Origin of the sequence: Cellulosimicrobium sp. I38E (genome assembly GCF_001647255.1) — a bacterium.
Lineage (GTDB): Bacteria > Actinomycetota > Actinomycetes > Actinomycetales > Cellulomonadaceae > Cellulosimicrobium > Cellulosimicrobium cellulans_E.
In genome coordinates this window covers 103,925-124,812 of the sequence record NZ_LUAZ01000001.1, presented here as the reverse complement: position 1 = coordinate 124,812, position 20,888 = coordinate 103,925, and the positions used below count along the sequence as shown (strand labels likewise).

General features: G+C 73.8%; 15 protein-coding genes and 1 tRNA gene. 5 read left to right on the top strand and 11 right to left on the bottom strand.

Annotated features, from left to right (window positions below; translation table 11 throughout):
- Positions 1–51 precede the first annotated feature (51 nt).
- The 7 genes from rpmE to argS all read right to left on the bottom strand — a co-directional run bounded on the left by rpmE (position 52) and on the right by argS (position 9,467).
- Complete coding sequence (rpmE, locus tag A0J59_RS00530) at positions 52–270, bottom strand: 50S ribosomal protein L31 (protein ID WP_047232891.1); 219 nt, start codon at positions 268–270, stop codon at positions 52–54.
- A gap of 166 nt (positions 271–436) precedes the next feature.
- Positions 437–2,575: a transcription termination factor Rho gene (gene rho / locus A0J59_RS00525; RefSeq protein WP_053370011.1), complete on the bottom strand. Its 2,139-nt coding sequence runs from the start codon at positions 2,573–2,575 to the stop codon at positions 437–439.
- 264 nt (positions 2,576–2,839) lie between these two features.
- Positions 2,840–3,766, bottom strand: coding sequence for a homoserine kinase (thrB, locus tag A0J59_RS00520; protein WP_053370012.1), 927 nt, complete (start codon positions 3,764–3,766; stop codon positions 2,840–2,842).
- Complete coding sequence (gene thrC / locus A0J59_RS00515) at positions 3,766–4,869, bottom strand: threonine synthase (RefSeq protein ID WP_053370013.1); 1,104 nt, start codon at positions 4,867–4,869, stop codon at positions 3,766–3,768. Before thrC ends, thrB begins: the two co-directional genes overlap by 1 nt.
- Positions 4,869–6,233: a homoserine dehydrogenase gene (locus A0J59_RS00510; RefSeq protein WP_047232159.1), complete on the bottom strand. Its 1,365-nt coding sequence runs from the start codon at positions 6,231–6,233 to the stop codon at positions 4,869–4,871. Before A0J59_RS00510 ends, thrC begins: the two co-directional genes overlap by 1 nt.
- A 163-nt stretch (positions 6,234–6,396) precedes the next feature.
- Positions 6,397–7,785, bottom strand: a complete 1,389-nt coding sequence (gene lysA / locus A0J59_RS00505; RefSeq protein ID WP_064314878.1) for a diaminopimelate decarboxylase — start codon at positions 7,783–7,785, stop codon at positions 6,397–6,399.
- Positions 7,782–9,467, bottom strand: a complete 1,686-nt coding sequence (argS, locus tag A0J59_RS00500) for an arginine--tRNA ligase (protein ID WP_047232157.1) — start codon at positions 9,465–9,467, stop codon at positions 7,782–7,784. The genes lysA and argS overlap by 4 nt, the downstream gene beginning before the upstream one ends.
- A 173-nt stretch (positions 9,468–9,640) precedes the next feature.
- On the opposite strand from argS, the gene A0J59_RS00495 reads away from it, so the two are divergent.
- Both A0J59_RS00495 and A0J59_RS00490 read left to right on the top strand, forming a co-directional pair.
- Positions 9,641–9,713: transfer RNA gene (locus tag A0J59_RS00495), tRNA-Arg, on the top strand.
- Positions 9,714–9,830: 117 nt separating this feature from the next.
- Positions 9,831–10,463 (top strand): CYTH domain-containing protein, encoded by a 633-nt coding sequence (locus A0J59_RS00490; protein ID WP_053370015.1) that lies wholly within the window; start codon positions 9,831–9,833, stop codon positions 10,461–10,463.
- Between the two features lie 12 nt (positions 10,464–10,475).
- Here the strand turns inward: A0J59_RS00490 and A0J59_RS00485 are convergent, their stop codons facing one another.
- The 4 genes from A0J59_RS00485 to A0J59_RS00470 all read right to left on the bottom strand — a co-directional run bounded on the left by A0J59_RS00485 (position 10,476) and on the right by A0J59_RS00470 (position 14,450).
- Complete coding sequence (locus A0J59_RS00485; RefSeq protein WP_064314877.1) at positions 10,476–11,039, bottom strand: hypothetical protein; 564 nt, start codon at positions 11,037–11,039, stop codon at positions 10,476–10,478.
- Positions 11,040–11,091: 52 nt separating this feature from the next.
- On the bottom strand, positions 11,092–11,901 hold the full coding sequence (locus A0J59_RS00480; RefSeq protein WP_047232154.1) for a D-alanyl-D-alanine carboxypeptidase family protein: 810 nt from the start codon (positions 11,899–11,901) through the stop codon (positions 11,092–11,094).
- A 132-nt stretch (positions 11,902–12,033) separates the two neighbouring features.
- Positions 12,034–13,077, bottom strand: a complete 1,044-nt coding sequence (locus A0J59_RS00475; RefSeq protein WP_047232153.1) for a hemolysin family protein — start codon at positions 13,075–13,077, stop codon at positions 12,034–12,036.
- Positions 13,074–14,450: a hemolysin family protein gene (locus A0J59_RS00470; protein ID WP_047232226.1), complete on the bottom strand. Its 1,377-nt coding sequence runs from the start codon at positions 14,448–14,450 to the stop codon at positions 13,074–13,076. Before A0J59_RS00470 ends, A0J59_RS00475 begins: the two co-directional genes overlap by 4 nt.
- Before the next feature lie 150 nt (positions 14,451–14,600).
- Here A0J59_RS00470 and A0J59_RS00465 point away from each other — a divergent pair, with 150 nt between their 5' ends.
- The 3 genes from A0J59_RS00465 to A0J59_RS00455 all read left to right on the top strand — a co-directional run bounded on the left by A0J59_RS00465 (position 14,601) and on the right by A0J59_RS00455 (position 20,776).
- A complete protein-coding gene (locus A0J59_RS00465; RefSeq protein ID WP_231581757.1) occupies positions 14,601–15,404 on the top strand; it encodes a response regulator transcription factor in 804 nt (267 codons plus the stop codon).
- A complete protein-coding gene (locus tag A0J59_RS00460) occupies positions 15,401–16,603 on the top strand; it encodes a cell wall metabolism sensor histidine kinase WalK (RefSeq protein WP_082918618.1) in 1,203 nt (400 codons plus the stop codon). Before A0J59_RS00465 ends, A0J59_RS00460 begins: the two co-directional genes overlap by 4 nt.
- A 396-nt stretch (positions 16,604–16,999) precedes the next feature.
- Positions 17,000–20,776 carry a multifunctional oxoglutarate decarboxylase/oxoglutarate dehydrogenase thiamine pyrophosphate-binding subunit/dihydrolipoyllysine-residue succinyltransferase subunit gene (locus A0J59_RS00455; protein WP_255364849.1) on the top strand — a complete coding sequence of 1,259 codons (3,777 nt, stop codon included), beginning with the start codon at positions 17,000–17,002 and terminating at the stop codon, positions 20,774–20,776.
- Positions 20,777–20,888: the final 112 nt, after the last annotated feature.

The following is a 20,888-nucleotide window of genomic DNA, read 5'->3' as shown; positions in this document are numbered from 1 at the left end:
GACTGCCCCTGGAGAGGTTGTCGGGCTCGGACCACCGGCGCTGCGGAGCGGCTACTTGCCGGCGTCCTTCTTGCCGTAGCGCGCCTGGAAGCGGGCCACGCGGCCACCGGTGTCGAGGATCTTCTGCTTGCCCGTGTAGAACGGGTGGCAGGCGCTGCACACGTCAGAGCTGATCTTGCCCGACGCCTCGGTGCTGCGCGTCACGAAGGTGTTCCCACAGGTGCAGGTCACCTCGGTGACGACGTACTCGGGGTGGATACCAGACTTCACGGTTTTCTCCTTGGGGTGACGTCTCCGGGTCAGGTGCGGCGACCGCGCCTGTGAACCGGCGACAGGCGGCCTGACGATCGCAGGCCGACGAACTATTGTGCCAGAACGCGCGGGCGCCCCGAGAACTTCCCGGGGCCGCCCGCCGTCGGCTCCTGCCGGACGACCGTCAGATCGTGCGGCCGACGTTGTCGTCGTCCGCCAGACCACCGGGCGTGGTCTTCTGGACGTGGAGCAGGAACTCGACGTTCGTCTGGGTCTTCTTGAGCTGGCCGAGCAGCAGCTCGATCGCCTGCTGCTGGTCGAGGGCGCCCATGACACGACGGAGCTTGTAGACGATCTTCAGCTCGTCCTGCGACAGGAGGATCTCCTCGCGGCGCGTGCCGGACGCGTTGACGTCCACGGCCGGGAAGATGCGCTTGTCCGCGAGGTTGCGCGACAGGCGGAGCTCCATGTTCCCCGTGCCCTTGAACTCCTCGAAGATGACCTCGTCCATCTTCGAGCCCGTCTCGACGAGCGCCGAGGCGAGGATCGTCAGCGAGCCGCCGTTCTCGATGTTGCGGGCCGCGCCGAAGAACCGCTTGGGCGGGTAGAGCGCGGACGCGTCCACACCACCGGACAGGATGCGGCCCGAGGCGGGCGCCGCGAGGTTGTACGCGCGCGACAGGCGGGTGAGCGAGTCGAGGAGCACGACGACGTCCTGACCGAGCTCGACCAGGCGCTTCGCGCGCTCGATCGCGAGCTCGGCGACGATCGTGTGGTCGGACGCGGGGCGGTCGAACGTCGAGGCGATGACCTCGCCCTTCACCGTCCGCTCCATGTCCGTGACCTCTTCGGGCCGCTCGTCCACGAGCACCACCATGAGGTGGACCTCGGGGTTGTTGGCCGTGATCGCGTTCGCGATCTGCTGCATGATGATCGTCTTGCCGGCCTTGGGCGGCGCGACGATGAGGCCGCGCTGGCCCTTGCCGATCGGCGCGACGATGTCGATCACGCGCGGCGTCAGACGCGTCGCCTCGGTGTTCTCCAGGCGCAGGCGGTCCTGCGGGTACAACGGCGTGAGCTTGGTGAACTCGGGGCGCTGGCGCGCCTCGTCGGGCGACATGCCGTTGACGGTGTCCAGGCGCACGAGCGCGTTGAACTTCTGGCGCGCCGTGCTGCCCTGGTTCTCGCCCTCGCGCGGCTGGCGCACGGCGCCCGTGACCGCGTCGCCGCGGCGCAGGCCGGCCTTCTTCACCTGGCCGAGCGAGACGTAGACGTCGTTCTGGCCCGGCAGGTACCCGCTGGTGCGCACGAACGCGTAGTTGTCGAGGATGTCGAGGATGCCCGCGACGGGGAGCAGCACGTCGTCCTCGTTGACCTCGATGTCGTCGAGGCCCGCGACGTCCGGACCCTGGCGGTTCCGGCCGCGCTTGCGGTCGCGCTCGCGGCCGCGGTCGCGGCCCCGGCGCCGGCGGCCGCCGCGCTCGTCGTCCAGCAGCTGGCGGTCGTCCCGCCGGTCCGCCTGGCGCTCGCCGCGGGTCTGCTGGCCGCCGCCCTGCTGCTCGCGCTGCTGACCGCCCTGCTGGTCGCGCTGGCGCTCGCCGCCCTGCTGGTCGCGCTGACGGTCGGCGCGCGTCGCGTCGCCGTCGCCCTCCCCGGTCCGGGGGGCGCCGGCGCCGCGGCCCGCACGGCGCGAGCCCCGCTCGCCCGTGACGAGGCCGACCGCCGCGGCGGCGCGCGCGGCGCGCTCGTCGGCGGACTCGTTCGAGGTGTCGCGCGTGCGCACGCCCTGCTCGCCGAGCGCCTCGGCGACCGCGGCGGCGGCCTCCGAGCGGGAGTCGCGACGGCCGTCGCGACGCTCCCCCCGCTGGTCCGTGCGCTGCTCGTCGGCGCGCACGGGCAGGTCGAGCACGGGAGCGGCGGTGCGCTCCTCGCGGCTCGCGGCCGAGGGCGCGTCCTGACGCGCCGTCGTCGCGGTGTCGGTGGTGCCCGCCGGGCTCGCGGCGGGGCGCTCGGCGCGGCGGCTGCGGCCGCGCCCGGAGGCGGCGGGCGCCTCGCTCGTCTCACGGCCCGCGGCGTCCGCCCCGTCCGTGTCGCGCCGCGGCGTGGCGGGGCGCTCGGACGCGCCCTGCTCGCCGGTGCGTGCGCGGATGACGTCCACAAGATCGCCCTTGCGCATCTTGGACGTGCCCTTGACCCCGAGCTGCGAGGCGAGAGCCTGCAGCTCCGGGAGGCGCAGCGTGGAGAGCGCGCCGGTCCGGGCGTTCCCGCCGGCAGCGGCCGAACCGGTCGCGCTGCTCGTGGCGGTGTCGATGGTGTCTGTCACGAAGGACCCTTCCCCCTCGTTTGCGCCCGCCGCTCAGAGGGCGGGCCGCGGGTGGTCGACGCCCGGCCGTGACGGCCGGTGCGTAGGTGTCGCCACGCGTCAGTGGTACGACGACGTCATCTGACGCGGGGCTGGATTGCCTTCTCTCGGACTGCTCGGTCGCGGCACACCCGGTGGGCGAGAGCGCGCTCCGCGTGCGGATGTGCTGGTGTGCGAGAGCGTGACCGAAGGCTGGCAATCATCCTAGCACCGGCACGCCCGAGGTCAGAGCCGTTCGCCCACGACGCCACGCGTGTCGACGTCGAGGCGGTGCACCGCCCAGTCGGCGGTCCCCCCGACGAGGGAGTCCGCGACGCGAGCGACCTCCTCCAGCCCGTGCGGCGTCGAGAGCACCAGCACGGTCGGTCCCGCCCCCGAGACGGTCGCGGCGAGACCGCGTGCCCGCAGCTCCTGGACGAGCTCGAACGACGACGGCATGACGTCGGCCCGGTAGGCCTGGTGCAGGCGGTCGTCCGTCGCGTCGAGCAGCAGGTCGGGTCGCCGGGTGAGCGCCTCGACGAGGAGGGCCGCACGCCCCGCGTTGAAGGCGGCGTCGGCGTGCGGCACGTGCGTCGGGAGCACCCCCCGCGCCCGGCTCGTCGCGAGCCGGGCCGAGGGCACGAGCACGGTGGCCCGGACGTCGGGGTGCACGTCGAGCCGCACGGCGCGGGGCCCGTCGCCCTGGCCCGCGTCCCACGCGACCGTGGCACCGCCCAGGAGCGCGGGCGCCGCGTTGTCCGGGTGCCCCTCGATGGCGGTCGCGAGGCCGAGCGCCACGTCGTCGTCGAGGACCGACGGGTCGGCGACGAGCGCCCGCGCCGCCACGACGCCCGCGACGACGGCGGCCGCCGAGGAGCCGAGGCCCCGCCCGTGCGGGACACGGTTGACGCACGTCAGGTGCAACCCCGTCTGCGGCGCGCCGGCCACGTCGAGCGCGGCCCGCAGCGCCCGCACCACGAGGTGCGTCTCGTCCGCCGGCACCTCGCCGGCGCCCTCGCCCTCGACGTCGACCACGACCTCGTCGGTCGCGAGCGCGCGCACCTCGAGCACGTCGTGGAGCGCGAGCGCCAGGCCCAGCGCGTCGAAGCCGGGGCCGAGGTTCGCGCTCGTCGCCGGGACGCGCACCCGCACGTGGTCCGCGCCGAGCTGCATCAGTCGAGCCCGAGGGCGTCGGCGATGGACACGACGTCGGCGCTCACGCGCGTCGGCGTCACCTCGCTGCCGTCGAGGGTGCGCAGCGCCCACTGCGGGTCCTTGAGCCCGTGGCCCGTGACCGTGACGACGATGCGCGCGCCCGCGGGCACGAGCCCGCGCTCGGCGCGCGACAGGATCCCGGCGACGCCGGCCGCCGACGCGGGCTCGACGAACACGCCGACCTCGCTCGACAGGACCCGGTGCGCCGCGAGGATCTGCTCGTCCGTGACGGCCTCGATGACGCCGCCCGAGTCGTCGCGCGCCGACTCGGCGAGCTCCCACGACGCGGGGTTGCCGATGCGGATCGCGGTCGCGATCGTCTCCGGCTCGGTGATCGGGTGGCCCGCGACGATCGGCGCGGCGCCCGCCGCCTGGAAGCCCCACATCTGCGGCACGCGCGTCGCGACGGCCGGGAGGCCCTCCCCCGCGTGCCCCGGGGCGCCCTGGCCGGCGTACTCCCGGAAGCCCTTCCAGTACGCGGTGATGTTCCCCGCGTTGCCGACGGGCAGCGCGTGGATGTCGGGCGCGTCGCCCAGCGCGTCGACGATCTCGAACGCACCGGTCTTCTGGCCCTCGATGCGGTCGGGGTTCACGGAGTTGACGAGCTCGACCGGGTAGGAGTCGGCGAGCTTGCGCGCGGCGACGAGGCAGTCGTCGAAGTTCCCGTCGACCTGCAGCAGGCGCGCGCCGTGCGCGATCGCCTGGCTGAGCTTGCCCATCGCGATCTTGCCGTCCGGGACGAGGACCGCGCACGTCATGCCCGCACGCACCGCGTACGCCGCGGCCGACGCCGACGTGTTGCCCGTCGAGGCGCAGACGACCGCCTGCGCGCCGCGCCCCGCGGCGGCGGAGATCGCCGTCGTCATGCCGCGGTCCTTGAACGACCCCGTGGGGTTCATGCCCTCGACCTTGACGAACACCTGCGCGCCCGTGCGCGCGGAGAGCGCCGGGGCCTCGACGAGCGGCGTGCCGCCCTCACCGAGCGTGACGATCCGCTCGGTGACGTGCGCGGGCAGACGCTCCGCGTACTCGGCGATGATGCCTCTCCACTGGTGGGCCATCAGGCTCCCTCGACTCTCAGGACGGACGTGATCGTGCGGACGGGCTCGAGCCCGGCGACCGCCGCGACGGTCGCCGACAGCGCCGACTCCGGCGCCGCGTGCGTGGTGATGAGGAGCTCGGCGACCCCGGGCTCGGCGACGTCGGAGACGCCCGGCGCCGTCGGCTGACGGACCGCCTCGATGGAGACGCCGTGCTCGGCGAGGGCGTGCGCGACCTGGGCGAGGACGCCCGGGCGGTCGTCGACCTCGAGGCGGACCTGGTAGCGGGTCACGGCCGCGCTCGCGGGGAGGATCGCGAGCTCCGCGTAGGTGGACTCCTGCGGGCCCTTGCCCCCGAGCACGCGGTGCCGCGCGGCCGAGACGACGTCGCCCAGGACGGCCGACGCGGTCGGCGCGCCGCCGGCGCCCCGACCGTAGAACATGAGCTCGCCCGCGGACTCCGCCTCGACGAACACCGCGTTGAACGACCCACGGACGTTCGCGAGGGGGTGCGACGTGGGTACGAGCGCCGGGTGCACGCGCACGGACACGCCTGCGGGCGCGCCCGCCGCTGCGCCGACCGACGTGCCTGCCGAGGTCCCCTCGCGCAGCTCCGCGATGGCGAGGAGCTTGATGACGTGGCCGGTCTGCGCGGCCCACGCGACGTCCTCGGCCGTGACGGACATGATGCCCTCGCGCGCGACGTCGTCCAGCGAGACGCGCGTGTGGAACGCGAGGCTCGCGAGGATCGCGGCCTTGGCGGCGGCGTCGTACCCCTCGACGTCGGCCGTCGGGTCCGCCTCCGCGTAGCCGAGGTCCTGCGCCTCCTTGACGGCCTCCTCGAGGTCCATGCCCGTGGTGGCCATCTGGTCGAGGACGTAGTTGGTCGTCCCGTTGACGATGCCGAGCACGCGGCGCACGCGGTCGCCCGCGAGCGACTCGCGCACAGGGCGCACGATGGGGATGGCGCCCGCGACGGCGGCCTCGAAGTAGATGTCGACGCCCGCCGCGTCGGCGGCCTTGTAGAGCGTGGGCCCGTCCTCGGCGAGCAGCGCCTTGTTCGCCGTGACGACGGCGGCGCCGGCGTCGATCGCGCGCAGCAGGAGCGACCGGGCGGGCTCGGTGCCGCCCATGACCTCGACGACGATGTCCGCGCGCGCGACGAGGCCCTCGGCGTCCTCGGTCAGGAGCGAGCGGTCGACCGACGAGGCGCGCGGCGCGGCCGCGTTGCGCACCGCGATCCCGACGAGCTCGAGGCGGGCGCCCACGCGCGACGCGAGGTCGTCGGCCTGCTCCGTCAGCAGCCGCGCGACCTGGGTGCCGACGACGCCGCACCCCAGCAGGGCGACGCGCAGGGGCGGGTGGGACTCGGCGGCAGGGGGCACGACGGACCTTCCTCGGGTGGTCAGGACGGGTGCGGCGCCGTGCACGCGGCCCGGGTCGTGCCCGGGTGGCTCGGGAGCCGCAGGCACAGGATACGGCGCCCCGTGCGACCGCCCGGGGCGTGCCCACGGGTCGGATGCCGGCCCTCCCGGGCGCGACGCACGGTCAGCCCTCGTCGAGCGCCAGCAGGTCCTCGACGGTCTCGCGCCGCACGAGCACGCGGCTCCCGCCGTCGCGCACGGCGACCACGGGCGGACGCGTCAGCAGGTTGTAGTTCGACGCCATCGAGCGGCCGTAGGCACCCGTCGCCGGGACCGCCAGGAGGTCCCCTGCGCGCACGTCGCCGGGGAGCTGCACCTCGTGGACGACGATGTCGCCGCTCTCGCAGTGCTTGCCGACGACGCGCGCCAGCACCGGCTCGGCCTCGGACGCCCGGCCGACGACCTCGGCGTGGTACTGCGCCGCGTAGAGCGCGGGGCGGATGTTGTCGCTCATACCGCCGTCGACGGACACGTACGTGCGCACGCGGCCGTCGTCGAGCGTCACCGGCTTGACCGTGCCCACGGTGTAGAGCGTGAGGCCGGCCGGCCCGACGATCGCCCGGCCGGGCTCGATCGAGAACCGCGGCAGCGGCGTCCCGAGGTCCGCGGCCACCGCGTCCACCGCGGCGGCGACGTCCTTCGCCACGCGCTCCGGGTCGAGCGCGACCTCCCCGGGGAGGTACGCGATCCCGTAACCCCCGCCGATGTCGACCTCGTCGACGAGCACGCCCGTGCGCGCGGCGAGCTCGGCGCGCAGCTCCAGCACCGCGCGCGCCGCGACCTCGAACCCCGACGGGTCGAGGATCTGCGACCCGATGTGCGAGTGGATCCCCAGCAGGTGCAGGTCGGGGCGCGCGACCACGTCGAGCAGCGCGGTCATGGCCGGGGAGTCGCCGGTCCGGGTGCCGTCCGTCGCGCGCGGCGCGGCGATCGACAGGCCGAACTTCTGGTCCTCGTGCGCGGTCGAGATGTACTCGTGCCCGCCCGCGTGGACGCCCGTCGTGACGCGCACCATGACGGGCGCGACCACGCCGCGCTCCCCCGCGAGGCGCGCGACGCGCTCGACCTCGACGAGCGAGTCGACGATGATCCGGCCCACGCCCTCGTCCAGCGCCCGGGCGATCTCGGCGTCGGACTTGTTGTTGCCGTGCAGGCCGATCTCCGCGCCCGGCACGCCGGCGCGCAGCGCGACGGCGAGCTCTCCCCCGCTCGCGGTGTCGACCCGCAGGCCCTCCTCGCGCGCCCAGCGCGCGACGGCCACCGTCAGCAGGGCCTTGCCCGCGTAGTACACGTCGACGTCCGACCCGACGGCGCGGAACGCCGTCTCGAACGCCGTGCGGTACGCCCGGGCGCGCGCGCGGAAGTCCGCCTCGTCGAGCACGTACGCGGGCGTGCCGTGCTCGGCCGCGAGGTCGTGGACGCCGACGCCCGCGACCTCGACCACCCCGTCCTCACCGCGGCGCACGCCCCGCGACCACGGCTCGCCGGGGTACCCCGGCAGACCGGTGCTCACATGCGCTCCGGCGCGGAGACGCCGAGCAGGCCGAGGCCGTTGGCGAGCACCTGGCGCACCGCGTCGTTGAGCCACAGGCGCGTGCGGTGCGTGTCCGTGACCTCCTCGTCCGGGTAGGGCAGGACGCGCTGGGACTTCTGCTGGTACCACGTGTGGTAGTCGCCGGCGAGCGCCTCGAGGTAGCGCGCGACGCGGTGCGGCTCGCGCAGCTCCGCCGCCTGGGCCACGATGCGCGGGAACTCCGTCAGGCGACCGATGAGCGCGGCCTCGCTCGGGTGGTCGAGCAGCGCGGGCTCGAAGCCGTCGGCGCGCGCGACGCCGCGGTCGGCCGCGTTGCGGTCCACCGCCGCCGTGCGCGAGTGCGCGTACTGCACGTAGTAGACGGGGTTCTCGTTCGTGGCCCGCGCGAGCAGGTCGAGGTCGAGGTCGATGTTCTGGTCCGCCGACGAGCGCGCGAGCGAGTAGCGCGCGGCGTCGACGCCGACGGCGTCGACGAGGTCCTCGAGCGTCACGACGGTCCCGGCGCGCTTGGACATGCGCACGGGGTGCCCGTCCTTGACGAGGTTGACCATCTGCCCGATGAGGAGCTGGAGGTTCTTCCCGGGGGTGTCGCCGAACGCGGCGCACACCGCCATCATGCGGCCCACGTACCCGTGGTGGTCGGCGCCGAGCATGATGATGACCTCGTCGAAGCCACGCTCGCGCTTGTCGAGGTAGTACGCGATGTCGCCCGCGATGTACGCGGCGTCGCCGTCCGACTTGATGACGACGCGGTCCTTGTCGTCGCCGAAGTCGGTCGTGCGCAGCCACGTCGCGCCGTCCTGCTCGAACATGTGGCCCGACTCGCGCAGGCGCTCGACGGCACGCTCCACGGCACCCGACTCGTGCAGCGAGTCCTCGTGGAAGTACACGTCGAAGTCGACGCCGAAGTCGTGCAGCGACGCCTTGATCTCGCCGAACATGCGCTCGACGCCCCGCGCCCGGAAGACCTCCTGCGCCTCGGCGTCCGGGAGCGTGCGCGGGTCGGGGTCGCCGGCGGCGACCGCGTCCGCGATGACCGCGTCCGCGATCTCGCTGATGTACTCGCCGCCGTACCCGTCCTCGGGCGCCTCCAGGCCGCGGGCGCGCGCGAGCAGCGAGCGCGCGAAGCGGTCGATCTGCGCGCCGTGGTCGTTGAAGTAGTACTCGCGCGTCACGTCCGCGCCGCTCGCCTCGAGCACGCGCGCGAGCGAGTCGCCGACGGCGGCCCAGCGGACGCCGCCGATGTGGATGGGCCCGGTCGGGTTCGCGGAGACGAACTCGAGGTTGACCTTCGTGCCCGCCTCGGAGTCGCCGCGCCCGTACGCCGGGCCGGCCTCGACGATCGTGCGCGCGAGCTCGCCCGCGGCGGCCGCGTCGAGCGTGATGTTGAGGAAGCCCGGGCCTGCGACGTCCACGGCCTTGACGCCCGGGGTCGCGGCGAGCCGCGTCGCGAGGTCCTCGGCGAGGGCGCGCGGCGTCGTGCCCGCCTTCTTGGCGAGCTGGAGCGCGACGTTCGTGGCCCAGTCGCCGTGCTCGCGCTGGCGGGGTCGCTCCACGTGGACGCGCTCGGGGACCGCGGTGGGGTCCAGGGCGAGGGTGCCGTCGGCGACGGCGGCGGCCAGGGCAGCGCTCAGCGCTTCGGAGAGCTCGTCGGGGGTCACCGGGCGATTCTACCGAGGCGCGCGCGCCCCCCGTCGCGGTGTTTCACGCGGTGCTCGCGGGCTCTCCGGCGCGCCGGCGGGCCGGGGATCGACCGGCGTGGCACCACCGGGCCCGCGCACCCCGGACGTGCTGGTAGTCTCGTGCATCGCGTCGGCGGACACCGTCGGCGCTCGCCCTCGTAGCTCAGTGGATAGAGCGTCTGCCTCCGGAGCAGAAGGTCGTAGGTTCGAATCCTATCGAGGGCACCCTGCTCCGCTCCGACGAGCCCGGCCCGCCTCCGGCGGCCGGGCTCGCGTCGTCTCCGGACCCCTCGACCTCGCCCGCGTCCCGCACCCGTCCCGCGCGCCCGCTACGGTGGGGCCATGACCGACGGCGGCTACGGGGACTTCGAGTTCGAGCGCCGGTTCCTCGTGCGCGACCTGCCCGAGGACCTGCGCGACGCCCCGGCGCTCATCGTGCAGAGCTACTACCTGGCGGACGAGGGCTACGCGCTGCGGCTGCGCGCTAAGGTGCCGACGGTGGACGCCACGATGGACGCGGAGACGGACCCGGTGCGCCTGCTCGACCGGTTCGCGCCCGCCGTCGACCTGTGCACGCTCACCGTGAAGGGGCCCATGGCGGGCGGCACGCGGTACGAGGCGGAGCGCGAGGTCGACGTCGCGGTCGGCGTGCAGATGATCCGGCGCGGCGGTGCGCGCGTCGTCAAGACCCGGTACTCGGTGTGGGTCGGGACGGACGGCTGGGTCGTCGACGTGTTCGGCGGGGCGAACCACCCGCTCGTCGTCGCGGAGTGCGAGCGCACCGGACCCGTCACGGACCTCCAGATCCCCGCCTTCTGCGTCACGGAGCTCACCGACGACCCGCGCTTCTCCAACGACGCCCTGGCCAGCCGGCCCTACGGTTCGTGGCGCGACGAGTTCGAGGCCGAGCTCGCGGAGTCGGGACCGCGGTTCCTCCAGGACTTCGGCCGCAACGAGCGGCTCTCGGAGCCGTAGACCGTCAGGCCGTCAGCGCAGCGCGTCGGCCGCCGCGCAGACGGCGGCGACGTCGAACCGGACCGTCCGGCGGTCGACCGGCACCCACCCCGGCTCGTGCCCGAACAGCACGGCCCACGGGAGCGCGCCGGACGAGACGTGCTCGCGCGCGTGGTCGTGCGCGCGGGCGTCCGCGACCTCCCGCTCGACCGCGTCCTCCAGCGCGACGAGCTCGGCCCGCACGGCCTCGCCCTTCTCCGTGAGGTGGCGCGCCCGCCCTGGCTCGAGGTAGCCGTCGCGCCGCGCGCCACGCACGACGTCGCGCGCCGCAGCGCGCACCCGGGCACGCAGGCGGTCGTCGGCGGGGTCGAGCACGACGCGCGCCCCCGGACCGGCGTCGTCGCCGAACACCGCGGAGAGGGCGACTCGCTCGCGTTCGGAGCCGGGGACCGGGTCGAGGAGGACGAGAGCCGGGGGCGGCCCGGGCGCCGTCGGCTCCACCCGGACGAGGCCGGAGAGCGCGAGGCTCAGCACCTGCGCGGCGAGCGCGTGCTCGGGACGGCGCAGGACGACCGCGGCGAGGAGCAGGTCGGCCACGGTTCCGACGATACGGCGACGAGGGCCACGGCGGTGGGCGACGGGCCGCGCGTCAGGAGCTCTGGATCTCCTCGACGCCCTGGACGAACTCGAAGTGCCACGGCTCGTAGGCGCCGCTGCCGCCGCGCTTGGCCCAGGCGGGGTTGGCCCAGCCGTAGGTGGCACCGTTCTGGTTGATCCACGCATAGACCTCGCGCGAGCCGGTCTCGACCGAGCAGAGGTCGATCGCGAGGCCCCACCCGTGCATGGACCAACCGGGAGGTGCGGCGAACGCGCCGCGGGAGGACTTGAGCGAGACCTGCGTCGAGAGCGTGCGGTACGACGAGACGAGGCACAGGTCGCGACCGAACGTCGCCCGGAAGGCCTCGTTCATGGCCGACAGCGAGACGGCCGCGTCGGGCCGCAGGTGCTCGCCAGCCTGCCAGAGCTCGCACAGCGCGTGCTCGTCGAGCTTGCCGTTGGTGCCCGCGGGGCGGACCGTGGGGTCGCAGCCGGGGAGCGGGTCGCGCGCGGCGGACCGGGATGCGGCCTCGCGCCGCACCTCGACGCGCGGTGCGGCCGCGACGCTCTGGGAGACCGCGGGCGCCGTCGACCCGGCGGTCGCGAGGTCGAGCGCGCTCGGGCCCAGCGGTCGCGTCTCGGGCTCGAAGGGGGACCCGGTGCCGAGGCCGTCGTCCGCGCCGGCGGAGAGGGGCATCGCGATCGTCGCGGCGGCGAGGGTTCCGAGGACGGCGATGCGCGGCATCCAGCGGTGCTGGCTGGAGACCTGCGCCTGGGGGCGACGACGACGGGAGCCCTGCTCCGCCTCGCGCCGTGCCCGTCGGGACTCGAGGGCGGGTGCGTCGGTCCGCTGCGACTCCACCCGCCACCTGCCTCTCACCCTTCGGGGTGGCTCTCGGGCCACCGACGACCGATCAATCACGGAACAGTAACGAAGCACTCCGACGATGCCAAGTCCCCTGCTCAGGCCCTGTCTCGGCACCCGGAACGCTCGTCAGTGACGACGCTGCATGGCGTCGCGCACCTCCCCGACGAGTTCCTCGAGGATGTCTTCGAGGAACACGACGCCGAGGGCGCCGCCGCCCTCGGGCGCGTCGACGCGTGCCAGGTGCGCGCCCGAGCGCTGCATCGCCCGGAGCGCGTCCTCGACCTCGTCGCCCGGGGCGGCGGTCGCGAGCGCCCGCACGCGCCAGGACGGGACCGGCGCCGAGCGCGTCGTCTCGTCCGCGTAGAGCACGTCCTTGACGTGGAGGTAGCCCACGAGCTCGCCCGAGGCGTCGGCGACGGCGAACCGCGAGAACCCGGTCTTGGCGACGAGGCGCTCGACCTCCTCGGGCGTGCAGCCCTCGGTCACCGTGACGAGGTCGGCGACCGGCACCATGACGTCCTGCGCGGTGCGCTCGGAGAACTCGATCGCCCCCGAGAGCAGGCCCTGCTCGTCCCGGAGCACGCCCTCCGCCTGGGAGTGCTCGACGATCGACTGGACCTCCTCCGCGGTGAACGCGGAGGCGACCTCGTCCTTGGGCTCGACCCCCGTCGCCCGGACGGCGTGGTTCGCGAGCCAGTTGAGCGCGACGATGACCGGGCGCAGGACGCGCCCGATCCACACGAGCGGCGGCCCGAACCACATGACCGCCGTCTCGGGACCGGCGACGGCGAGGTTCTTCGGGACCATCTCCCCCAGCACCACGTGCAGGTAGACGACGATCGCGAGCGCGACGACGAACGCGATCGGGTGGGCGAGGGACGTGCTCACGCCGAGCGCGTGCAGCGGGTCCTCGATGAGGTGCGCGAGCGCGGGCTCCGCGACGACGCCGAGGCCCGTGGAGCAGACCGTCACCCCGAGCTGGGCGCACGCGAGCATGAGGGACACGTTCTCCATCGCCCACAGGACGGTCTGCGCCCGGCGGTTCCCCTGCGCGGCGAGCGGCTCGATCGCCGAGCGGCGCGCGGAGATGACGGCGAACTCGGCACCGACGAAGAACGCGTTGCCCGCGAGCAGCAGGACGGCGACGAGGAGCGCGGTGGTCGAGCTCACGACTCCACCTCCACCGGGGTCGCCCGGACCGAGAGCCGCTCGACCCGCCGGCCCTCCATCGCCTCCACGCGCAGCACGACGCGGTCGCGCGCGTCGCCCGCGACGACCTCGTCGCCCGGCACGGGCACGCGCCCCAGCCGTGCCATGACGAGGCCGCCGAGCGTCTCGTACGCACCGTCCTCGGGCACACGGAGGCCGGTGACCTCGGTGAGCTCGTCGGGCCGCATGACGCCGGGGACCAGCCAGGAGCCGTCCGCGCGCCGGGCCGCGCCGGAGCGGCGGGGGTCGTGCTCGTCCGCCACGTCGCCCACGAGCTCCTCGACGACGTCCTCGAGCGTCACGACGCCCGAGGTGCCGCCGTACTCGTCCACCACGACCGCCATCTGGAGCCCGAACCCGCGCAGCTCGACGAGCAGCGGGCCCAGCCGCACCGTCTCGGGCACCCGGGGCGCCTCGACCATGAGCGCCGCCGCCGGGACCTCGTCGCGACGCTCGTACGGGACGGCGACCGCGCGGCGCAGGTGGACCAGGCCGACGACGTCGTCCCGGTCCTCGCCGATCACGGGGAACCGGGAGTGCCCGGTCCGCCGCGCGGCGTCGACGACGTCCGCAGCCGTGGCGTCACGGTCCACCACGACCATCCGCATGCGGTCCGTCATGACGTCGACGGCACTCAGCTCGTCGAGCTCGATCGAGTTGGTGAGGAGCGTCGCGACGGAGACGTCGAGCGTGCCCTCCTGGGCCGAGCGGCGCACGAGCGCCGCGAGCTCCGACGCCGAGCGCGCACCGGACAGCTCCTCGCGCGGCTCGACGCCCACCCGGCGCAGGATCGCGTTGGCAGAGCCGTTGAGGACGGCGATCACGGGCCGGAACAGCTTGGTGAACTGGCGCTGCACCGGCACGACCTGCCGGGCCGTCGCGTAGGGCGCGCTCAGGGCGAAGTTCTTGGGGATGAGCTCACCGAAGAGCATCGAGACGAAGTTCACGACGAGGAGCGCGAGGACGCCGGCGAGGACGGCGGACGCCGCCTGCCCGAGCGCCGTGGCGCCCAGCCCGGCGCCGAACAGCGAGAGCAGCGCCGGCTGCGCCGTGTAGCCGAGGAGGATCGTCGTGAGCGTGATGCCGACCTGCGCGGACGACAGCTCGGTCGACAGGTGCTTGAGACCGGCCCGGACGCTGCGGTCGCGGCGGTCGGCACGGGCCTCCCGGCCCGACGGCGGGGAGCCGCGTCTGTCGCCCTCCTGGTCGGGGTCGTCGCCCGCGGGGAGGACGGCGGGGTCGAGGGTGACCAGGGAGAACTCGCTGGCCACGAAGACGGCGGTGCCTGCGGTGAGGAGCACCCCGAGCGCGACCATGACCCAGTCGCCTACCACGAGGTGCTCCACCGATATCGAGAGGTGCTCTTCATCGTGCCGACGATGCTAGCGCCCGCTCCCGCCGGGCCGCCCGGCCGTGCGCCGCCCGGGTGCCGGGCGACGGCGAAATCCGGCCGACCTGGGCCGACGTGTGCCACGCTGTATCCCATGGCAGATCCGAGGGCAGCGAGCGCATCACCGACCGGCGCGGGCGCCGGTCCCGTCCCGGGCCGCGGGCCCGTGCCCACGACGGCACCGCTGGCCGGCGGCACGCCGCAGCAGGCGGCGACGGTCCTCGTCGTCGAGGACGAGCCCGCGATCGCGACCGCGATCGCGCAGCGCCTGAGCGCGGAGGGCTGGCGCGTCGAGGTCGCGCGCGACGGGCTCTCGGGTGTCGACGCCGCGACGCGGCTGCGCCCGGACGTCATCGTGCTCGACGTCATGCTGCCCGGCATCGACGGCCTCGAGGTGACCCGGCGCATCCAGGCCGAGCAGCCCGTGCCGATCCTCATGCTCACCGCGCGCGACGACGAGACCGACATGCTCATCGGGCTCGGCGTGGGTGCCGACGACTACATGACGAAGCCCTTCTCGATGCGCGAGCTCGTCGCGCGCATCAAGGCGCTGCTGCGCCGGGTCGACCGCGCCACGCAGGCCGCGAGCGCCGCCCCGACCGACCCGCCCATGACGGTGGGCGACGTGACGATCGACAAGGCCCAGCGCCGCGTCTACCGCGCGGGCGAGGAGGTCCACCTCACGCCCACCGAGTTCGAGCTCCTCGTCATGCTGGCGAGCTCGCCCAAGACGGTGCTCACGCGCGAGCGGCTCCTCGCGGAGGTGTGGGACTGGGCCGACGCGAGCGGGACGCGCACCGTCGACTCGCACATCAAGGCGCTGCGCCGCAAGCTCGGGGCCGACCTCATCCGCACGGTGCACGGCGTCGGATACGCGTTCGAGCCGCCCGCAGGATGACCCCCCACCCCGCTGACCCTGCCGACCCGGCGGACGGCGCGGGCCGGGGCCCGGGCGGCGCGACGAGCGCTCCGGCGCGGAACGGCGTGCACCGTGCGCACACGATCCGCCCGCACCTGCCCGACGTCCGGCCGCTCGACTCCTTCCGCTCGTTGAAGATCAAGCTCGGCGTGCTCGTGGCCGCGACGGTCACGCTCGCGGTCCTCATCACCTGGATCGGGCTCCAGAACCAGCTCGGGCCGTCGCGCACGTTCCCGCTCGCGATCGTCCTGTCGCTGCTGCTCACCCAGCTCCTCGCGCGCGGGATGACGTCGCCGCTGCGCGAGATGACGGCGGCGGCACGCGCCATGGCCGACGGCGACTACACGCGACGCGTGCGGGCGACGAGCCGCGACGAGGTGGGCCAGCTCGCCGTCGCGTTCAACGTCATGGCGGAGGACCTCGCGACGAGCGACCAGGTGCGCCGCGAGCTCATCGCGAACGTGTCGCACGAGCTGCGGACGCCCATCGCGGCGCTCCAGGCGCAGCTCGAGAACGTCGTCGACGGCGTCACGCAGCCGACGCCCGCGACCATGGAGATGGCCCTGGCGCAGACGGAGCGCCTCACGCGCCTCGTCTCCTACCTCCTGGACCTGTCGCGCATCGAGGCCGGCGCGGCGGCCCTCAACATCACCGAGATCGACGTGGGCGACTTCCTCGAGGAGAACGCCGAGGCCGTGTCGATGGTGGAGGCCGGGAAGCAGCTGCGGTACGTCGTCGACGTCACGCCGCCCGACCTGGTGCTCGAGGCGGACCGCGAGCGACTGCACCAGGTCGTGACGAACCTCCTCCAGAACGCGATCCGGCACTCTCCCCAGGGGGGCGAGATCCGGCTCGAGGCGTACCCCGTGGACGACGACGTCGTGCTCGAGATCGTGGACGAGGGCCCGGGGATCGCGAAGGAGGACCGCGAGCGCATCTTCGAGCGCTTCGCGCGGGCCAGCGCGACGGGCACGCACACGACGACGGGCGGCTCGACGGGCGGGACGGGCATCGGCCTGGCGATCGTCCGGTGGGCGATCGACCTGCACGGCGGGCGGATCGAGGTCGCGGACTCCCGCAGCGGCGCGACGATGCGCGTCACCCTTCCGGCGCACGGCCACCCCGTCGAGCCCGACCTGCTCGGTGACCCGGGTGCCGAGGACCCGACCACGCGCTGAGCCCGTCCTCGACAGCGCGGTCACCGGCGAGCGACGCCGAGTGAGATCCATCACACCGCGTGACCCGGATACCTCGCGATGGCCTGGAATTCCGCGATCTTGCCGTCCGACGAGGTCCGCGTGGGGTCATGTTTGCCTGGCCCAGACGCGGCGTGAAGAACCCGCGAACAGGCCGCGCGCGAACGTCCCGCGCAGCCCCCTGGGCCGCCGTCGAGGGCCTAGGCTGGAGTGGTCCGGAATCCGGACGAGTCTGCGCCGACGTCGGGCGCCCACGCCTCGCGCGTGCCGCCACGCGTCTGCTCTCAGACTGTGACCGACAGCGACCTGTGTGTGAAAGTGGGCGATCCTCGCGTGTCCCCGAAGGCTGAGTCAGAGGCGATCAGCGACGCAAGCTCCGTGTTCGGAGCGAACGAGTGGCTGGTCGACGAGCTGTACGAGCAGTACCTCCTGGACAAGAACGCGGTGGACCCCGCGTGGTGGGACTTCTTCGAGGACTACCGTCCGGCGGAGCGTGCCGAGCAGGCCACGACGACGGCCGGCGCGCCGTCGAAGCCTGTGAACGGGTCCCCCGCGGCACCGGCGGCCCCCGCCGCGCCGGCCGTCCCCGCCGCCGTGACGGACGGCTCCGCCGCCGCCGAGGCGGCGCAGCGCGTCAAGCCCCCCAAGCTCCCGGCCGACCCCGCGGTCAACGCCGCCGCCGAGGCGGTCCGGGCGACGCGCCCCGTCGCGACGGCCCAGCCCGCGACCGCGCCGTACGCGCAGGTCCCGGCCCGCAAGGTCGCCGGCGCCCCGACGGCCGAGGCGGAGACCGTCGCGGACGACGTGCAGAAGCTCCGCGGCCCCGCGGCGCGCGTCGTGACGAACATGGAGGCCAGCATCCAGGTGCCGACGGCGACGTCGGTGCGCGCGGTGCCGGCCAAGCTCATGGTCGACAACCGGATCGTCATCAACAACCACCTCGCGCGCGGCCGCGGCGGCAAGATCTCGTTCACGCACCTCATCGGGTTCGCGCTCGTCGAGGCGCTGGCGGACATGCCGGTCATGAACGCGAGCTACACGCAGCTCGACGGCAAGCCGGCGGTGAACCAGCCGGCGCACGTCAACTTCGGTCTCGCGATCGACCTCGCCAAGCCGGACGGCTCGCGCCAGCTCCTCGTGCCGAGCATCAAGAAGGCCGAGACGATGGACTTCGCCCAGTTCTGGGCGGCCTACGAGGACCTCGTGCGCCGGGCGCGCGGCGGCAAGCTCGGCGTCGACGACTTCGCCGGCACGACGATCTCGCTGACCAACCCCGGCGGCATCGGCACCGTGCACTCGGTCCCGCGCCTCATGGCCGGCCAGGGCACGATCATCGGCGTCGGCGCGATGGACTACCCCGCGGAGTTCGCGGGCGCGTCCACCGAGCGCCTCGCGCGCCTGGGCATCTCGAAGGTCCTGACGATCACGTCGACCTACGACCACCGCATCATCCAGGGCGCCCAGTCGGGCGAGTTCCTGCGCATCCTGTCGCAGAAGCTCCTCGGCGAGGACGGCTTCTACGACCGCGTCTTCGCGGCGCTGCGCATCCCCTACGAGCCGGTGCGCTGGGTCCGCGACAACACGACGGACGCGGAGATCGAGGCGGCCAAGCCCGCGAAGATCGCGGAGCTCATCCACTCCTACCGCTCGCGCGGCCACCTCATGGCGGACACCGACCCGCTCGCGTACCGCCAGCGCAAGCACGGCGACCTGGACATCCAGAACCACGGCATGACGCTGTGGGACCTCGACCGCACGTTCCCCACGGGCGGCTTCGGCGGCCGGACCCGGTCGTCCCTGCGCGACATCCTCGGCCTGCTGCGCGACTCCTACTGCCGCACCGTCGGCGTCGAGTACATGCACCTGGCCGACCGCACGCAGCGCAAGTGGCTCCAGGAGCGGCTCGAGTCGGGCTACGCCCGCACACCGCGCGAGGACCAGCTCCGCATCCTGCGCCGCCTGAACTCGGCCGAGGCGTTCGAGACGTTCCTGCAGACGAAGTTCGTCGGGCAGAAGCGCTTCTCGCTCGAGGGTGGCGAGGCACTCATCCCGCTGCTCGACGCGATCCTGTCGAAGGCCGCGGAGAACGGCCTCGACGAGGTCGGCATCGGCATGGCGCACCGCGGGCGGCTCAACGTGCTCGCCAACATCGCGGGCAAGAGCTACGCGCAGATCTTCGCGGAGTTCGAGGGCAACCTCGACCCGAAGAGCGTGCAGGGCTCGGGCGACGTGAAGTACCACCTCGGCACCGAGGGCGTCTTCACCGCCGAGACCGGTGCGACGACGAAGGTCTACCTCGCGGCGAACCCGTCGCACCTCGAGGCCGTCGACCCGGTGCTCGAGGGCATCGTGCGCGCCAAGCAGGACCGCATCGACCTGGGCGGCGACGGGTTCTCCGTCCTGCCGATCCTCATCCACGGCGACGCGGCCTTCGCGGGCCAGGGCGTCGTGCCCGAGGTGCTCAACCTCGCGCAGCTGCGCGGGTACCGCACGGGCGGCACCGTGCACGTCATCATCAACAACCAGGTCGGCTTCACCACGGGCCCGTCGTCGTCGCGCTCGACGACGTACGCGACGGACGTCGCCAAGGGCTACCAGGTCCCGATCTTCCACGTGAACGGGGACGACCCCGAGGCCTGCGTGCGCGTCGCGGAGCTCGCCTTCGCGTTCCGCGAGCAGTTCGACCGCGACGTGATCATCGACATGATCTGCTACCGCCGCCGCGGTCACAACGAGGGCGACGACCCCTCGATGACGCAGCCGCTCATGTACAACCTCATCGAGGCGAAGCGCTCGGTGCGCAAGCTCTACACCGAGAACCTCGTCGCGCGCGGTGACATCACGCTCGAGGAGGCCGAGCACGTCCTCCAGGACTACCAGGCCCAGCTCGAGCGCGTCTTCACGGAGACCAAGGAGGGCGGGTTCACGCCCGCGGCGGACCGCGAGCCGGTCGCCGGTCTCGAGCGCCCGGAGTCCCAGCTGGAGGACGCCGGCACGATGGTCGGCTGGAAGACGTCGATCGACCGCTCGGTCCTCGAGCGCGTCGGCCAGGTGCACGTCGCGCCGCCGGAGGGCTTCACCGTCCACCCGAAGCTCGCGCAGCTCCTCGAGAAGCGTCGGCAGATGTCCGTCGAGGGCGGCATCGACTGGGGCTTCGGCGAGCTCGCCGCGTTCGGCTCGCTCCTCGTCGAGGGCACGCCCGTGCGCCTCGCCGGGCAGGACTCGCGCCGCGGCACGTTCGTGCAGCGCCACGCCGTCCTCCACGACCGCGAGACGGGCGCCGAGTGGACGCCGCTGCTGTACCTGTCGGCGGACCAGGCCAAGTTCTGGGTCTACGACTCGTCGCTGTCGGAGTACGCCGCGCTCGGGTTCGAGTACGGCTACTCGGTCGAGCGTCCCGACGCGCTCGTGCTGTGGGAGGCGCAGTTCGGCGACTTCGTCAACGGCGCCCAGACGGTGATCGACGAGTTCATCTCGTCCGCCGAGCAGAAGTGGGGCCAGTACTCCTCGGTCGTCATGCTCCTCCCCCACGGCTACGAGGGTCAGGGGCCGGACCACTCGTCCGCGCGCATCGAGCGCTTCCTCCAGCTCGCCGCGGAGGACAACATGACGGTCGCGCAGCCGTCGACGCCCGCGTCGTACTTCCACCTGCTGCGCCAGCAGGCGTACGCCCGCCCGCGTCGTCCGCTCATCGTGTTCACGCCGAAGCAGCTCCTGCGTCTCAAGGCCGCCGCGTCGAGCGTCGAGGACTTCACGACCGGCACGTTCCAGCCCGTCATCGCGGACGCGACGGCCGACCCGGCGAAGGTCGACCGCGTGCTCCTCTGCACGGGCCGTGTCTACTACGACCTCCTCGCCGAGCGCACCAAGCGCGGCGACGAGGGCGTGGCGCTCGTCCGGCTCGAGCAGCTCTACCCGCTCGACGTCGACGGCATCCGTGCCGAGCTCGCGAAGTACCCGGACGCCGAGGTCGTGTGGGTCCAGGACGAGCCGGAGAACCAGGGCGCCTGGTCGTTCGTGCACATCAACCTGCCGGAGGACCTGCCGCGCGTGAGCGTCGTCTCCCGCCCGGCGTCGGCCTCGACCGCCGCCGGTACGGCGAAGAAGCACCAGGCCCAGCAGGCCGTGCTGCTCGAGCAGGCGTTCGCCCGCTGACGTCGCCGGGCCCCGGCCCTGGACGCGACGAAGGCCCCCTCCGCACGGAGGGGGCCTTCGTCGTCGGTGCGCGCGGCACGGGCGCGCCCGGGCGTCCCCGCCACCGCGAGAT

Coding starts and splice junctions, on each gene's coding strand:
- thrB (WP_053370012.1), bottom strand. CDS start 3,766: ATGCAGCTCGGCGCGGACCACGTGCGGGTGCGCGTCCCGGCGACGAGC.
- thrC (WP_053370013.1), bottom strand. CDS start 4,869: ATGGCCCACCAGTGGAGAGGCATCATCGCCGAGTACGCGGAGCGTCTG.
- A0J59_RS00490 (WP_053370015.1), top strand. CDS start 9,831: ATGACCGACGGCGGCTACGGGGACTTCGAGTTCGAGCGCCGGTTCCTC.
- A0J59_RS00465 (WP_231581757.1), top strand. CDS start 14,601: ATGGCAGATCCGAGGGCAGCGAGCGCATCACCGACCGGCGCGGGCGCC.
- A0J59_RS00460 (WP_082918618.1), top strand. CDS start 15,401: ATGACCCCCCACCCCGCTGACCCTGCCGACCCGGCGGACGGCGCGGGC.